16 protein-coding genes and 1 other RNA gene are annotated in these 13,944 nt (G+C 61.1%); 7 read left to right on the forward strand and 10 right to left on the reverse strand.

Annotated elements, in window-relative coordinates; genetic code table 11:
- Nucleotides 1-110 precede the first annotated feature (110 nt).
- Together rnpB and rsmI are read right to left on the reverse strand one after the other, a co-directional pair.
- Nucleotides 111-470: RNase P RNA component class A (gene rnpB, locus APH27_RS11725), an RNA gene on the reverse strand.
- Between the two features lie 67 nt (nt 471-537).
- On the reverse strand, nt 538-1,380 hold the full coding sequence (gene rsmI / locus APH27_RS11730; RefSeq protein ID WP_177331665.1) for a 16S rRNA (cytidine(1402)-2'-O)-methyltransferase: 843 nt from the start codon (nt 1,378-1,380) through the stop codon (nt 538-540).
- A 221-nt stretch (nt 1,381-1,601) separates the two neighbouring features.
- On the opposite strand from rsmI, the gene APH27_RS11735 reads away from it, so the two are divergent.
- The 5 genes from APH27_RS11735 (at nt 1,602) to APH27_RS11755 (ending at nt 5,368) form a co-directional block, all read left to right on the forward strand.
- Nucleotides 1,602-3,419 carry a penicillin-binding protein activator gene (locus APH27_RS11735; RefSeq protein ID WP_060484872.1) on the forward strand — a complete coding sequence of 606 codons (1,818 nt, stop codon included), beginning with the start codon at nt 1,602-1,604 and terminating at the stop codon, nt 3,417-3,419.
- Complete coding sequence (locus tag APH27_RS11740) at nt 3,419-3,790, forward strand: YraN family protein (protein ID WP_027918006.1); 372 nt, start codon at nt 3,419-3,421, stop codon at nt 3,788-3,790. Before APH27_RS11735 ends, APH27_RS11740 begins: the two co-directional genes overlap by 1 nt.
- 86 nt (nt 3,791-3,876) lie before the next feature.
- On the forward strand, nt 3,877-4,470 hold the full coding sequence (locus APH27_RS11745; RefSeq protein WP_008097558.1) for a phosphoheptose isomerase: 594 nt from the start codon (nt 3,877-3,879) through the stop codon (nt 4,468-4,470).
- Nucleotides 4,467-5,045, forward strand: coding sequence for a BON domain-containing protein (locus APH27_RS11750; protein WP_027918007.1), 579 nt, complete (start codon nt 4,467-4,469; stop codon nt 5,043-5,045). The genes APH27_RS11745 and APH27_RS11750 overlap by 4 nt, the downstream gene beginning before the upstream one ends.
- Nucleotides 5,046-5,149: 104 nt before the next feature.
- Nucleotides 5,150-5,368, forward strand: coding sequence for a YgdI/YgdR family lipoprotein (locus tag APH27_RS11755; protein ID WP_027918008.1), 219 nt, complete (start codon nt 5,150-5,152; stop codon nt 5,366-5,368).
- Nucleotides 5,369-5,419: 51 nt separating this feature from the next.
- Here APH27_RS11755 and APH27_RS11760 read toward each other — a convergent pair whose 3' ends face one another.
- The 7 genes from APH27_RS11760 to rplM all read right to left on the reverse strand — a co-directional run bounded on the left by APH27_RS11760 (nt 5,420) and on the right by rplM (nt 10,286).
- Nucleotides 5,420-5,851 carry a ClpXP protease specificity-enhancing factor gene (locus APH27_RS11760; protein ID WP_027918009.1) on the reverse strand — a complete coding sequence of 144 codons (432 nt, stop codon included), beginning with the start codon at nt 5,849-5,851 and terminating at the stop codon, nt 5,420-5,422.
- Nucleotides 5,852-5,861: 10 nt separating this feature from the next.
- On the reverse strand, nt 5,862-6,485 hold the full coding sequence (locus APH27_RS11765; protein WP_027918010.1) for a glutathione S-transferase N-terminal domain-containing protein: 624 nt from the start codon (nt 6,483-6,485) through the stop codon (nt 5,862-5,864).
- A gap of 117 nt (nt 6,486-6,602) precedes the next feature.
- Nucleotides 6,603-7,382 (reverse strand): cytochrome c1, encoded by a 780-nt coding sequence (locus APH27_RS11770; protein WP_027918011.1) that lies wholly within the window; start codon nt 7,380-7,382, stop codon nt 6,603-6,605.
- Nucleotides 7,382-8,593: a cytochrome bc complex cytochrome b subunit gene (locus tag APH27_RS11775; protein WP_016395499.1), complete on the reverse strand. Its 1,212-nt coding sequence runs from the start codon at nt 8,591-8,593 to the stop codon at nt 7,382-7,384. The genes APH27_RS11770 and APH27_RS11775 overlap by 1 nt, the downstream gene beginning before the upstream one ends.
- Nucleotides 8,593-9,186 carry a ubiquinol-cytochrome c reductase iron-sulfur subunit gene (gene petA, locus APH27_RS11780; protein WP_027918012.1) on the reverse strand — a complete coding sequence of 198 codons (594 nt, stop codon included), beginning with the start codon at nt 9,184-9,186 and terminating at the stop codon, nt 8,593-8,595. Before petA ends, APH27_RS11775 begins: the two co-directional genes overlap by 1 nt.
- Before the next feature lie 264 nt (nt 9,187-9,450).
- Nucleotides 9,451-9,843 (reverse strand): 30S ribosomal protein S9, encoded by a 393-nt coding sequence (gene rpsI / locus APH27_RS11785; protein ID WP_003260797.1) that lies wholly within the window; start codon nt 9,841-9,843, stop codon nt 9,451-9,453.
- A 14-nt stretch (nt 9,844-9,857) separates the two neighbouring features.
- Nucleotides 9,858-10,286 carry a 50S ribosomal protein L13 gene (rplM, locus tag APH27_RS11790; protein WP_003251819.1) on the reverse strand — a complete coding sequence of 143 codons (429 nt, stop codon included), beginning with the start codon at nt 10,284-10,286 and terminating at the stop codon, nt 9,858-9,860.
- Nucleotides 10,287-10,543: 257 nt separating this feature from the next.
- Here rplM and APH27_RS11795 point away from each other — a divergent pair, with 257 nt between their 5' ends.
- Together APH27_RS11795 and APH27_RS11800 are read left to right on the forward strand one after the other, a co-directional pair.
- Complete coding sequence (locus APH27_RS11795) at nt 10,544-11,584, forward strand: NADP(H)-dependent aldo-keto reductase (protein ID WP_060484873.1); 1,041 nt, start codon at nt 10,544-10,546, stop codon at nt 11,582-11,584.
- 213 nt (nt 11,585-11,797) lie between these two features.
- Nucleotides 11,798-12,694: a GlxA family transcriptional regulator gene (locus APH27_RS11800; protein WP_177331667.1), complete on the forward strand. Its 897-nt coding sequence runs from the start codon at nt 11,798-11,800 to the stop codon at nt 12,692-12,694.
- Nucleotides 12,695-12,813: 119 nt separating this feature from the next.
- Here APH27_RS11800 and zapE read toward each other — a convergent pair whose 3' ends face one another.
- Nucleotides 12,814-13,908, reverse strand: coding sequence for a cell division protein ZapE (zapE, locus tag APH27_RS11805; protein WP_060484874.1), 1,095 nt, complete (start codon nt 13,906-13,908; stop codon nt 12,814-12,816).
- Nucleotides 13,909-13,944 lie beyond the last annotated feature (36 nt).

The following is a 13,944-nucleotide window of genomic DNA, read 5'->3' on the forward strand; positions in this document are numbered from 1 at the left end:
CAAACCAGCTCAAACGAATGCCGTTCGAAGTTAAAGTAAATTATTAAGAGTAAGATCTTTTTGGTATTACCAGAAGGGATCTGCTATCGAATCAAGCAGGAAAGGAAAAGGTGGAGAGTCGATCTGTAAGCCGGGTTTTGTCGAGGACAGTCATTCCTCTACGACGGCCATCACTGGACGCCTCTAGCAACCTACCCGGTTCCGACGCGGGCCACGCCTGATGGAACCCTATTTGGTCTTGCTCCGAGTGGGGTTTACCTAGCCACGAACTGTTGCCAGCCGTGCGGTGCGCTCTTACCGCACCTTTTCACCCTTACCGGCACCGAAGTGCTTAGGCGGTTATTTTCTGTGGCACTTTCCGTAGGCTCGCGCCTCCCAGGCGTTACCTGGCACTCTGCCCTATGGAGCCCGGACTTTCCTCCCCCATCTTTTGCGGAACAAAAGACGGCAGCGACTGTCCGATCGACTCTCCGCCGACAAGGTTAACGGCACGCGCGCGCAAGAACAAGCGATACCGTGAACAATGTCTAATTGCCACTACTGTGCTTTCTGCTTTTCCAGGGCAACTTGATACAGCAGATTCTTGCGCACGCCGGTGATCTGCGCCGCCAATGCCGCCGCTCTTTTCAGCGGCAGCTCTGCCAGCAGAAGATCCAGGACGCGCTGCGCTTCGGCACTGATCGCATCCTCGCCTTCTGGCGCACTCCAGCCACCGACCAGCACCACGCACTCTCCCCGCTGCTGATTGCTGTCCCCGGCGACGAACGCGCGCAATTGAGCCAACGGCAGGCCTTTGAGGGTCTCGAAGGTCTTGGTCAACTCGCGCGCCAGCAGCGCCGGGCGCTCACCACCGAACACCAGCTCCATGTCTTCCAGGCATTCGAGGATGCGGTGCGGCGCCTCGTAGAAGATCAGCGTGCGCGGCTCCTCCTTGACTTGCTCCAGGCGTGCCCGACGCCCGGCAGCCTTGGCCGGCAGGAAGCCTTCGAAGATGAACCGGTCAGACGGCAAGCCAGCAGCCGATAGCGCGGCAATCAATGCGCAGGCGCCAGGCACTGGCACCACGCTGACGCCTGCGGCCCGGGCCTGGCGCACCAGGTGGTAACCCGGGTCGGAAATCAACGGTGTACCGGCATCGGATACCAGGGCCACATCTTCCCCCGCCAGCAGCTTGGTGATGAAGCGCCCGCCTTCGTCGCGCTCGTTATGCTCATGGCAAGCCGCCAGCGGCGTATCAATGCCGAAGTGCTGCAGCAGACGAACCGAATGACGGGTGTCCTCGGCGGCGATCAGGGCGACATCGGCCAGCACCTTGAGCGCCCGGGGGCTCATGTCGTCAAGGTTGCCGATGGGGGTCGCGACCACATAAAGCGTCCCCATGGTGGATTTCGAAGTCCCGGCCACATCAGTCACTGCACACACCCTGCCTTTCGGATCAAAGGCGCCATTGTAGCCCGAGCGCCGGTAACAGGGCGCAAAGAACTTCATCGGCAGCCCCCGGCGAGCCGCCTATAGTGAAGGTTCTGCTAACGGCAGATCGCGCCCCGGCCGCCGCTTGGGTACAATTGTCGGCCAACTTGATCGAGTAACAGGACCTTTACATGATCGCTTGCCTGCGGCTGCTCACAGCCCTCTGCCTCGCTGCCCTGCTGGCAGCCTGCGCCAGCTCGCCCTCATCCAGCCTGGGCGAACTGCCACGCACCCCGGATGCCAGCATCGAGCAACTGCTCGAGAAGGCCGCCACCAGCAAGTCCGCCGAAGACGCTGCCCTGCTGCGCCTGAGCGCTGCCGACCTGGCCTACAAGCAGAAGGACTTCCCTCGCGCCGCACGCATCCTCGAGCAGGTGCCGATGGACACCCTCAAGCCGGCCCAGCAGATTTTCGCCGCCACCCTCGGCGCCGAACTGGCCATGAGCCGCAACCAGCCAAAGGCCGCCCTGACTGCGCTGTCCCATCCAAGCCTGCAGCACATCGCAGAGCTGCCAGAGCAACAGCAGGTGCGCACTTACAGCGTCCACGCCGCGGCCCTCGAGGCCGATGGCCAGGCCCTGGCCGCCGCCCAGCAGCGCGTGCTGCTGAGCCCGCTGCTCAGCGGCCAGGCCGCCAGCGCGAACAATGACGCGACCTGGGCCCTGGTTGCCTCGCTGCCGGCCGAACAGCTGCAACAACCTGCCAACAACGAGATCCTGGCAGGCTGGACCAGCCTGGCGCTGGCCGTGAAAAGCGCCGGCACTCTGGAGCAGCAGCAGGCCGCCATCGAAGCCTGGCGCAAGCAGCACCCCGATCATCCGGCCGCCAAGCAACTGCCGCTGGCCCTGACCAAGCTCAAGGAACTGGCCAGCCAGCCGCTGACCAAAATTGCCCTGCTGCTGCCTCAGGAAGGCCCCCTGGCCGGCGTTGCACGCGCCCTGCGTGACGGCTTCATGGCTGCCCACTTCCAGGCCCAGCAGGCTGGCGGGCAGGCACCTGCCGTGCAGGTCTACGACAGCTCGCGCATCGGCTCGCTCGACGACTTCTATCGCCAGGCCCAGGCCGACGGCGTACAACTGGTGGTCGGCCCACTGGAAAAACCGCTGGTGAAAAAGCTCGCGGCCAACGCGCAACTGCCCATCACCACCCTCGCCCTGAACTACGCCGACGCCGGCCAGAAGGCACCACCGCAGCTGTTCCAGTTCGGCCTCGCCGCCGAGGACGAAGCCCGCGAAGTCGCACGCCGCGCCCGCGCCGACGGCATGGTCCGCGCCGTTGCCCTGGTACCGAGCGGTGAGTGGGGCGACCGCGTGCTGGCCGCCTTCCGCCAGGACTGGGAAGGCAATGGCGGCACCCTCATCGCCGCCGAGCGCATCGCCCAACCCGTCGCCCTGGCCCAGCAGATCGCTAACCTGTTCCAGCTGCGCCAGAGCGAAGGGCGCGCCCAGAGCCTGCAGAGCACCGTGGGCGGCAGCATCGCGGCACAGCCGTCGCGCCGCCAGGACATCGACTTCATCTTCCTCGCCTCGACCCCGCAGCAAGCGCAGCAGATCAAACCGACCCTGAACTTCCAGTACGCCGGTGACGTACCGGTCTACGCCACCTCGAACCTTTACAGCGCCAGCGGTGACGTGAACCAGTACAACGACATGAACGGCATTCGCTTCTGCGAAACCCCATGGCTGCTCGACACCAGCAACAGCTTGCGCCAGCAGGTAGTGCAGCAATGGCCACAAGCTGCCGGCAGCCTTGGCCGCCTGTACGCCATGGGTGTCGACGCCTACAGCCTGGCGCCTCGCCTGGGCCAGCTCAAGGCCCTGCCCGACAACCGCGTGCAGGGCCTGTCGGGCAGCCTGAGCATCAACGCCAGCCAGCGCGTCGAGCGCCAGCTGCCGTGGGCCGAGTTCTCTGGCGGCCAGGTCAAGCGCCTGCCGGACACCTCGCACTGATGCCCGAAGCATCGCCTAGCAGCGCCGGCCAGGCGGCAGAAACCCAAGCCCTTGAGTACCTTCAAGGGCAGGGCCTGCAACTGCTGGCACGCAATTGGCGATGCAAAGGCGGCGAGCTTGATCTGGTCATGCTCGACGCCGATACAGTAGTATTCGTCGAAGTCCGCTATCGGTTGCATGCGGGCTTCGGTGGCGCCCTCGGCAGCATTGACGGGCGCAAGCAGAAACGGCTGGTGCTTGCCGCCACACTGTTCCTGCAGAAGGAGTCCCGCTGGGCCGATCACCCCTGCCGCTTCGACGTTGTCGCCCTGCAGGGCAGCCGCCATGCAGGCCGGCCATTTCAATGGCTGAAAAACGCCTTCGAATGCTGAACCCACTTCGTTTTTTTTGCTCTATGTTTCGCGGGCTGGTCCCTGTTGCGCACAGCAAAGGCCACCGCCCCACTTAAGGTCACCAGATGGACATGCAATCCCGAATTCGCCGGCTGTTCCAGGCCAGCATCGACACCAAGCAACAGGCAATGGACATCCTGGCACCGCACATCGAGCAGGCAAGCCTGGTCATGGTCAATGCGCTGCTCAACGAGGGCAAGATGCTCGCCTGCGGCAACGGCGGCTCGGCCGGCGATGCCCAGCACTTCTCTTCGGAGCTGCTCAACCGCTTCGAGCGTGAGCGCCCGAGCCTGCCGGCCATTGCCTTGACCACCGACAGCTCGACGCTGACCTCGATCGCCAACGATTACAGCTACAACGAAATCTTCTCCAAGCAGATCCGCGCCCTGGGCCAACCCGGCGACGTGCTGCTGGCGATTTCGACCAGCGGCAACTCTGCCAACGTAATTCAAGCGATCCAGGCCGCACATGATCGCGAAATGATTGTCGTAGCATTGACCGGACGTGACGGCGGCGGCATGGCTTCGCTGCTGCTGCCCGAAGACGTGGAAATCCGCGTACCGTCGACGGTCACTGCACGTATTCAGGAAGTCCACCTGCTGGCGATCCACTGCCTGTGCGATCTGATCGACAGCCAACTGTTCGGGAGTGAAGAATGACCCCCATCCGCCTTGGCCTGATGGCCCTGACCCTGTGCCTGAGCGTCACCGGCTGCAGCTCGGTACTGAACTCGACCCGCAACTCGCCGATTGAAGATGATCGTGGCACTCGCACCATCGGCAGCAAGATCGACGACTCGCTGATCGAGACCAAGGCCTCGGTCAACATTGCCAAGGCCAGCCCTGACCTGGACAAGAGCTCGCACATTGTCGTCAGCAGCTACAACGGTATCGTCCTGCTCGCCGGCCAAACCCCGCGCGCCGACCTCAAGAGCCTGGCCGAACAGACCGCCAGCCAGGTCCAGCGAGTGAAGAAAGTGCACAACGAGCTGCAGGTGATGCAGCCCTCCTCGATCCTTGCGCGCAACAACGACGCCTGGCTGACGACCAAGATCAAGACCCAGATGCTCACCGACAATGCCGTGCCAAGCTCGCGGATCAAGGTGATCACCGAGAACGGCATCGTGTACCTGCTGGGCCTGGTAACTCAGCAAGAAGCCAACTCCGCGACCGCCGTGGTTCAGGGCGTGTCTGGCGTGCAAAAGATCGTCAAGCTGTTCGAGTACATCGACTGATCAAGCCTTGACCTGTGCCAGCCCTTCTCAGGCCTACCAGCTCCCACAGGGGCCGGCACAGCAAACCATCCGCTCCAACCTTCCCGATATCCAGAAAACACCGCATGAAAAAGCTTCTGCTGCCCGCCCTGCTGCTCGGCGCCTTCGCCACCCTGGCCGGCTGCTCTACCCCAAGCCTGATCACCCTCAACGATGGCCGCGAAATCCAGGCCGTCGACACCCCGCACTTCGAGAAGGACACGGGCTTCTACGAGTTCCAACAGCTCGACGGCAAGCGCACCCGCATCAACCGTGACCAGGTCCGCACCATCAGCGACCTGTAAGCGCAACTTCGCGGCAAAGAAAAAGGCGATCCATGCGGATCGCCTTTTTTGTTACTTGACCACCTTCAGGCTGGGCCGCCCGCTTGGACGCGGTGGCTGGCCACCGCCTTCCGGAGGGCCATCGTCATCCGGCTCAACGCCTTCGTCTTCCAGCTCATCGCCATCCATCAGCGGCGGCTCAAGCTCGAAGACCATGCCCTGGCCATTCTCCCGGGCATAGATACCCAGAATGGCACCGGCCGGCACGAACAACGAATGGGCAACACCACTGAAGCGACCCTCGAAGCTCACCGCGTCGTTGTCCATGTGCAGATTACGCACAGCACTCGGCGAGATGTTCAAGACGATCTGGCCATCACTGGCGAAACCCTGCGGCACCTGGACTGCCGGGAATTCGGCATTGACCAGCATATGGGGGGTGCAATCGTTGTCGACGATCCACTCGTACAGTGCTCGAACCAGATAGGGGCGACTGGAGTTCATCAACGGCTCCTTAAAGCTTGCGCATTTCACGTTCAACGGAGGACAAGCTTGCCAGGAAAGGCTCGCGGGCGAACTGTCGCTCCATGTAATCCAGCAGCGGCTTGGCCTGCCGCGGCAATTCGATACCCATTACCGGCAAACGCCAGAGTATGGGCAATAGACAACAGTCGACCAGGCTTTGCTCCTCGCTCATGAAGCAAGCGAACTCACCGAACAGCGGCGAGACACCGGTCAGGCTCTCGCGCAGCGCCTTGCGCGCCTCGGTGCGGGCGGCCTCAGCGCTGCGTGGGTCGAGAATGATATCAGCCAGGGCGCACCAGTCACGCTGAATGCGGTGCATCAGCAGGCGGCTGTTGCCTCGCGCCACCGGGTAAACCGGCATCAGCGGCGGATGCGGGTAACGCTCCTCGAGGTATTCCATCACCACGGTCGACTCGTACAACGCCAGATCACGATCGACCAAGGTCGGTACACTGCCGTAAGGGTTCACCTCTGCCAGTTTGGGTGGCAGCCGCGCGGGGTCGACGTCGATGACCTGCACGCTGACGCCCTTCTCGGCGAGCACAAGGCGCACCCGATGAGAATAATGGTCAGCAGGGTCGGAATAGCAGGCTAACCGGTTGGTTGCGCCCATGTAGCGCCTCCTCGCAAGGAATGCTTGTAAAACTCTAAATGAAAACGCGCCCGCGGGGCCCTGGCAACTCTGCCGGGGCCCCGCGGGCGCGTTCAACTACCAGAAATTACTGCGTGATCAGTGCACGTCCTTCCAGTATTCGCGCTTGAGCAAGTAGGCAAATACGAAGAAGAAAGCCAGGTACAGCAACACGTAGGTACCGATGCGCTGGCTTTCCAGTTTGACCGGGTTGGCCGAATAGGCCAGGAAGGTCACCAGGTTCTTGACCTTCTCGTCGAACTGCTCGGTGTTCAGGGTACCGGAATTCGGCGTAATGGTCAGCTGGTCACACGCTTCATGGGTCAGCGGACTACCCGTCAATGGGTCGAATTGCTTCTTGCCATCGACCACCATCTGCACCTGCTTGCAGCCAACCACCTGGTTGCCTTGCAGGCCGACCAGCACGTTAGGCATACCGACGTTCGGGAACACCTTGTTGTTGACCCCGTACGGGCGAGACTTGTCTTCATAGAAGCTGCGCAGGTAGGTGTACAGCCAATCGGTACCCCGCACCCGGGCGACCAGGGTCAGGTCGGGCGGCGCTGCACCGAACCAGGTCTTGGCATCGCTGGGCTGCATGCCGATCTGCATGTGGTCGCCGATCTTGGCGCCGGTGAACACCAGCTTCTCGAGCATCAGCTCATGGGGGATGCCAAGGTCATCGGCCACCCGCTCGTAACGCTGGAACTTGGCGCTGTGGCAGCCCATGCAATAGTTGGCGAAGGTACGTGCACCGTCCTGCATGGCAGCCTTGTCGGTCAGGTCGATATCGACCTTGTCCAGCTCCAGGCCATGTTCGGCAGCAAAGGAAAAGGCGGGCATCACTGCCAGCAAAAATACTGCAATCAACTTTTTCATCAGCCAGTCACCCTTTCCGGAACCGGTTTGGTCTTCTCGAGCCTTGTGTAGAACGGCATCAGCAGGAAGTAGGCGAAGTACAGCACCGTGCACACCTGCGACAGCAAGGTACGCCCAGGAGTAGGCGCCAACACACCGAGAATGCCGAGAATGACGAAGGCAATGCAGAACACCAGCAGGAAGACCTTGCTGATCCAGCCCTTGTAGCGCATGGAGCGTACCGGACTGCGGTCGAGCCAAGGCAGCACGAACAGCACCGCAATCGCAGCACCCATGGCGATTACGCCCATGAGCTTGTCAGGCACCGCTCGCAGGATCGCGTAGAACGGCGTGAAGTACCACACAGGGGCGATATGCTCTGGCGTCTTGAACGCGTTCGCCTGCTCGAAGTTGGGTTTTTCCAGGAAGTAACCACCCATCTCCGGGAAGAAGAACACCACGGCGCAGAACACGAAGAGGAACACCACCACGCCGACGATGTCCTTGACGGTGTAGTACGGGTGGAACGGAATGCCGTCGAGCGGAATGCCGTTTTCGTCCTTTTTCTTCTTGATGTCCACGCCATCAGGGTTGTTCGAGCCTACTTCGTGCAGGGCCAGGATGTGCAACACGACCAGCCCCAGAATCACGATCGGCAGCGCTACCACATGCAAGGCGAAGAAGCGGTTCAGGGTGATGCCCGAGATGAGGTAGTCACCGCGGATCCACTGGGTCAGGTCGCCACCGATGACCGGAATGGCACCGAACAGCGAGATGATCACCTGGGCACCCCAGTACGACATCTGCCCCCACGGCAGCAGATAGCCCATGAAGGCTTCGGCCATCAGCGCCAGATAGATCAGCATGCCGAACAGCCACACCAACTCACGGGGCTTCTGGTAGGAGCCATAGAGCAGGCCGCGGAACATGTGCAGGTAGACCACGATGAAGAACGCCGAGGCGCCCGTGGAGTGCAGGTAGCGCAGAATCCAGCCGTACTCCACGTCACGCATGATGTACTCGACCGAGGCGAAGGCCTCTTCCGCCGAGGGCGTGAAGCTCATGGTCAGCCACACGCCAGTGACGATCTGGTTGACCAGTACCAACAGGGCCAGCGAGCCGAAGAAATACAGGAAGTTGAAGTTCTTGGGCGCGTAATACTTGCTCAGATGGTCTTCCCACATCTTGGTGGCGGGGAAGCGAGCGTCAATCCAGTCCATGAACTTGCTCATCATGCTTTCTCCTGGTCGACGCCGATGACGACGATGTCGTCCGACTCATAAGAATGCGGCGGCACTGGCAGATTGAGAGGCGCCGGCTGCGACTTGTACACACGACCAGCGAGGTCGTAGTGGGAGCCGTGGCAAGGGCAGAAATAGCCACCGACCCACTTCGGCCCGAGGTCTGCGGGCGCGACTTCCGGGCGGAAGGTCGGCGAGCAGCCCAGGTGCGTACACAGGCCTACGAGAATGAGGATTTCCGGCTTGATCGAGCGAACCTCGGGGTCGACATAAGCCGGCTGCACCGAGCTCTTCGACTGAGGGTCGGAAAGGTCACCTTCGATCTTCTTCAGGTTGCCAAGGATCTCCTGCGTTCGCCGCACGATGAATACCGGCTGGCCACGCCACTCGGCAACCATCTGCTGCCCCGGCTCGACCTTGGCAATATTGACCTTCACCGGTGCGCCGGCCGCCTTCGCCTTGGCACTGGGAAACCATGACCCCACGAACGGTACCGCAGCCCCCACTGCCCCCGCTGCCCCGACCACGGATGTCGCGGCTACGAGGAAGCGGCGCCGGCCTGCGTTGACGCCGTCATTGCTCATTCAGTCCTCTCCCATCAGCTTTGCTTGGCCAGTTGGACCTGGCCTGTACTTAGGTTGTGTCTGTGGCGCTAAAAATTGGCCGCCATGGTAAGAAACAAATCCACACAGTGACAAGGTGATTACCCCCACAGGGAGCTATAACCCGCGCTTTGCTTGATCTGCGTCTATGCGACAAGCGGTCACCGACATGCTGACAGGTTAGTTCAAGCACAAAAAAAAGCCCGGTTCCAAGGAACCGGGCTTTTTTCGACTGCCGAAGCGGTATTAACGCTTGGAGTACTGAGGACGCTTACGCGCTTTACGCAGACCCACTTTCTTACGCTCGACTTCACGAGCGTCGCGGGTGACGTAGCCAGCACGACGCAGAGCGCCACGCAGGGTTTCGTCGTATTCCATCAGAGCGCGGGTGATACCGTGACGGATCGCACCGGCCTGACCGCTGACACCACCACCGGAAACGGTGACGTAGATGTCGAACTTCTCAACGGTTTCGGTCAGCTCAAGTGGCTGGCGAACAACCATGCGAGCGGTTTCGCGACCGAAGAACACGTCCAGAGAACGGTTGTTGATGGAAATGTTACCAGTACCCGGACGCAGGAAAACGCGAGCGGTTGCGGTCTTGCGACGGCCAGTGCCGTAATTTTGAGTCGCCGACATAATGAACTTTCCCGTTAGATCTTCAGTTCTTGAGGCTGCTGAGCAGTGTGTGGGTGAGCAGCACCCGCGTACACTTTCAGCTTACGGTACATGTCGCGACCCAGCGGGTTCTTAGGCAGCATGCCTTTGACCGCGGTTTCGATAACACGCTCAGGGGCCTTGGCGATCAACTTCTCGAAGTTGATTTCCTTGATACCGCCCGGGAAACCGGAGTGGGAGTAGTACATTTTGTCGGAAGACTTGGCACCAGTCACACGAACCTGTTCAGCGTTGATGACGACGATGTAGTCGCCGGTGTCAACGTGAGGGGTGTATTCTGGTTTGTGCTTGCCACGCAGACGGGTAGCGATTTCGGTAGCCAGACGACCCAGGGTCTGGCCAGCGGCGTCAACTACGAACCACTCGCGCTTTACTGTTTCCGGTTTAGCAGTAAAAGTTTTCATTCTCTAAAGCCTCAGAGGCCGCCCAGCGAAAAATAGACGGCGAATCTTACTGGATAGTGCACAGCTTGCCAAGGGCAAGCGCGCAGCCGAACGCTGACGCTTTTGGGGGCTCGGGTCGGGCACGCCAATGTTCGACGGGGTTCTTCCTGCGTGGTGGTGCATCACTTCCGCCACACGGAGAGGGGCAGAATTATCCAGATTGCGCGAAAAATTTCAACCTGCTTTGATGGGCTTCTTTGCCAAGGAGTGTTTTCCCGATGGAATACCGCAAGCTCGGCCGTACCGACCTCGACGTCAGCGCCCTGTGCCTGGGCACCATGACCTGGGGTGAGCAGAACACCCAGGACGAGGCCTTCGAGCAGATTGCCCTGGCCAAGGCCAGCGGCATCAACTTCATCGACACCGCCGAGATGTACCCGGTGCCACCACGCCCTGAAACCTACGCGGCCACCGAGCGCATCATCGGCAACTGGTTCCGCACCAACGGCGACCGCGACGACTGGGTGCTGGCGAGCAAGGTCGCCGGCCCCGGCAACGGCATCAGCCACATCCGCGACGGCCAGCTCAAGCACAACCGCCAGCACATCGTTGCCGCGCTGGACGAGAGCCTCAAGCGCCTGCAGACCGACCGCATCGACCTCTACCAGCTGCACTGGCCGGAGCGCAGCACCAACTTCTTCGGCAAGCTCGGTTACCAGCACCTGGCCAACGACCTGTTCACCCCGCTGGAAGAAACCCTTGAAGTACTCGACGAGCAGGTGCGTGCCGGCAAGATCCGCCACATCGGCCTGTCCAACGAAACGCCATGGGGCACGATGAAATTCCTCCACCTGGCCGATAGCCGTGGCTGGCCGCGTGCGGTGTCGATCCAGAACCCTTACAACCTGCTCAACCGCAGCTTCGAGGTGGGCCTGGCGGAGGTGGCAATCCGCGAGCAGTGCGGCCTGCTGGCTTATTCGCCGCTGGCGTTCGGCATGCTCTCGGGCAAGTATGAGCACGGTGCACGGCCAGAAAAGGGCCGGCTGACCCTGTTCAGCCGCTTCGCCCGCTACTCCAACCCGCAGACCGTGGCGGCCTGCAGCCGTTATGTACAGCTGGCCCAGGCGCACGGCCTGGACCCGGCGCAGATGGCCTTGGCGTTCGTCACCCGGCAGCCGTTCGTGACCAGCAACATCATCGGCGCGACCGACCTGGTGCAACTGCAGAGCAACCTCGACAGCCTGCAGCTGAACCTCAGCGACGAACTGCTGGCGGCAATCGAGGCAATCCACCAGGACCAGCCGAACCCCGCACCCTGAGCCGCAAGGGGCCGCCTCGCGGCCCCTCTGTTACACGGGGTAGACACAATCGCCAAAAAATAAGACGATCCAGCCGGTGATTGACCACTCTACCCTATAAGAACAATGACAATGATGTTTACCCAACCCTCGGCGTCGTTGCGGCGCGTCAGCATCCTGGCCATTGACAAGGTGTTCGCATCGACCCTGATGCAGGCCAAGGATTTCTTCCATCTGGCCAGCCTGCGCTACAGCAAGCAGCTGGGCCTGGGCTTGCAGCCCATGTTCGAGATTCGCCTGGTGAGCCCCGATGGCCAGCCGGTGGACAGCTTCAGCAATGTGCAGCTGCCGGTCGAAGGCGGCCTCGATGATGCCGACGTGATCATCCTCCCGGCCTTCTGGGACGATTTCGACAACCTCCTGCAACGTTATCCACAGGTGCTGCCATGGCTGCGCGAACAGCACGCCCGTGGCGCCGTACTGTGTGCCGAAGCCAGCGGGGTGTTCTGGCTGGCTGAATCCGGCCTGCTCGACGGCAAGGAAGCAACCACCTACTGGCGTTTCTTCAACAGCTTCGCCGAACGCTTCCCGAAGATCCGCCTGAACCAGGACAAGCACCTGACCGACGCCGACAACCTGTACTGCGCCGGCGGCACCACATCCGCCTGCGACCTTTACATCTACCTGATCGAGCGCTTCTGCGGCGCAAATGTGGCGCGAGCCGTAGCCCGGGACATCCTCTACGAAGTGCAGCGCAACTACACGCCTGGGCGTATGGGTTTTGGCGGCCAGAAACTGCACCAGGACCTGATCATCCTGCAGATCCAGCACTGGCTGGAGGAACACTTCGCCGACAAGTTCCGCTTCGAGGATGTTGCCCGCAACCATGGCATGAGCATCCGCAACTTCATGCGGCGCTTCCAGGGGGCGACCGGTGACAAGCCGTTGCACTACCTGCAGCGGTTACGCATCGAGACGGCCAAGGGGCTGCTGTCGAGCACGCGCAAAAGCATCAAGACCATCAGTTATGAGGTCGGTTACGACGATGCGAGTTTCTTTGCGCGGTTGTTCCGCCAGCATACTGAGTTGTCGCCGAACCAGTATCGCCAGCAGTTCATGCAAGAGGCCTGAGGCCACCTGAACTTCAAGCCGGAAGCTGCAAGCGGCAAGAGAAAGCAAAAAAGCCAGAACAGCTCTCGAACTGTTCTGGCTTTTTCTTACCGCTTGCAGCTTGTGGCTTGCAGCTGCCCTCAGGGCTTGTGTGCGCGCGCGAGGAATTCGTGCGACTGCATTTCCAGCAAGCGGCTCAGGGTGCGCTGGAACTCGAAGCTCAGGCGCCCGCCGGTGTACAGGTCTTTCAGCTCTACCTCGGCCGAGATGATCAGCTTGACGTTACGGTCGTAGAACTCGTCCACCATGTTGATGAAGCGGCGAGCGATGTCATCGGTAGTGACGCCCATCTGCTCCACATTGCTCAGCAACACGGCATGGAAGATCTTGCCCAGCTCGATGTAGTCGTTCTGGCTGCGCGGCCCATCGCACAGGGCACGGAAGTCGAACCAGGCTACGTCGTCGCAGGTGCGCAGGGCGTTGATCGGGCGGTTTTCGATCATCAGCACGTCGTTCTCGACGGCCTGGGTGCACTCGGGCGTCAGCGCCTTGAAGCTGGCGCGCATGCTCTGGTGCGCCGCATCGTTGAGCGGGAAGTGGAACAGTTCGGCCTGCTCCAGGTGACGCAAACGGTAGTCGACGCCGCTGTCGACGTTCACCACGTCGGTGTACTGCTTGATCATGGCAATAGCCGGCAGGAAGCGCGCGCGCTGCAGGCCGTCCTTGTACAGGCCGTCAGGGACGATGTTGGAGGTCGCCACCAGCGAAACACCGTTCTTGAACAGCTCTTCCATCAAGGTGCCCAGGATCATGGCATCGGTGATGTCGGAAACGAAGAACTCATCGAAGCAGATCACCTTGGCTTCTTCGCTGAAGCGCTTGGCGATGATGGTCAGCGGGTTCTTTTCGCCCTTGAGGGTTTTCATTTCCTCGTGGACGCGCTTCATGAAGCGGTGGAAGTGCGTGCGCATCTTCTGTTTGAACGGCAGCGCTTCGTAGAACGTGTCGACCAGATAGGTCTTGCCGCGCCCTACACCACCCCAGAAGTACAGGCCTTTGACCGGCGTCTGCTCCTTCTTGCCGAACAGCTTGCCGAACACGCCCGGCTTGTTGTTCTGCGCGCGCACCAGGTCGTCGTACAGACGCTGCAGGTGACGCACCGCAGTTTCCTGCGCCGCGTCATGGAAGAAGTCGGGACGTTTCAGATCTGCTTGATATCGTTCTAGGGGCGTCATGATTTCGTTAGCGAGGCAACAAAAAACGGGCCGTCA

It is taken from the genome of Pseudomonas sp. NBRC 111123, from assembly GCF_001320205.1.
Taxonomy (GTDB): domain Bacteria; phylum Pseudomonadota; class Gammaproteobacteria; order Pseudomonadales; family Pseudomonadaceae; genus Aquipseudomonas; species Aquipseudomonas putida_J.

Coding starts and splice junctions, on each gene's coding strand:
- rsmI (WP_177331665.1), bottom strand. CDS start 1,380: ATGGGGACGCTTTATGTGGTCGCGACCCCCATCGGCAACCTTGACGAC.
- APH27_RS11735 (WP_060484872.1), top strand. CDS start 1,602: ATGATCGCTTGCCTGCGGCTGCTCACAGCCCTCTGCCTCGCTGCCCTG.
- APH27_RS11740 (WP_027918006.1), top strand. CDS start 3,419: ATGCCCGAAGCATCGCCTAGCAGCGCCGGCCAGGCGGCAGAAACCCAA.
- APH27_RS11745 (WP_008097558.1), top strand. CDS start 3,877: ATGGACATGCAATCCCGAATTCGCCGGCTGTTCCAGGCCAGCATCGAC.
- APH27_RS11750 (WP_027918007.1), top strand. CDS start 4,467: ATGACCCCCATCCGCCTTGGCCTGATGGCCCTGACCCTGTGCCTGAGC.
- APH27_RS11755 (WP_027918008.1), top strand. CDS start 5,150: ATGAAAAAGCTTCTGCTGCCCGCCCTGCTGCTCGGCGCCTTCGCCACC.
- APH27_RS11760 (WP_027918009.1), bottom strand. CDS start 5,851: ATGAACTCCAGTCGCCCCTATCTGGTTCGAGCACTGTACGAGTGGATC.
- APH27_RS11765 (WP_027918010.1), bottom strand. CDS start 6,485: ATGGGCGCAACCAACCGGTTAGCCTGCTATTCCGACCCTGCTGACCAT.
- APH27_RS11770 (WP_027918011.1), bottom strand. CDS start 7,382: ATGAAAAAGTTGATTGCAGTATTTTTGCTGGCAGTGATGCCCGCCTTT.
- APH27_RS11775 (WP_016395499.1), bottom strand. CDS start 8,593: ATGAGCAAGTTCATGGACTGGATTGACGCTCGCTTCCCCGCCACCAAG.
- petA (WP_027918012.1), bottom strand. CDS start 9,186: ATGAGCAATGACGGCGTCAACGCAGGCCGGCGCCGCTTCCTCGTAGCC.
- rpsI (WP_003260797.1), bottom strand. CDS start 9,843: ATGTCGGCGACTCAAAATTACGGCACTGGCCGTCGCAAGACCGCAACC.
- rplM (WP_003251819.1), bottom strand. CDS start 10,286: ATGAAAACTTTTACTGCTAAACCGGAAACAGTAAAGCGCGAGTGGTTC.
- APH27_RS11795 (WP_060484873.1), top strand. CDS start 10,544: ATGGAATACCGCAAGCTCGGCCGTACCGACCTCGACGTCAGCGCCCTG.
- zapE (WP_060484874.1), bottom strand. CDS start 13,908: ATGACGCCCCTAGAACGATATCAAGCAGATCTGAAACGTCCCGACTTC.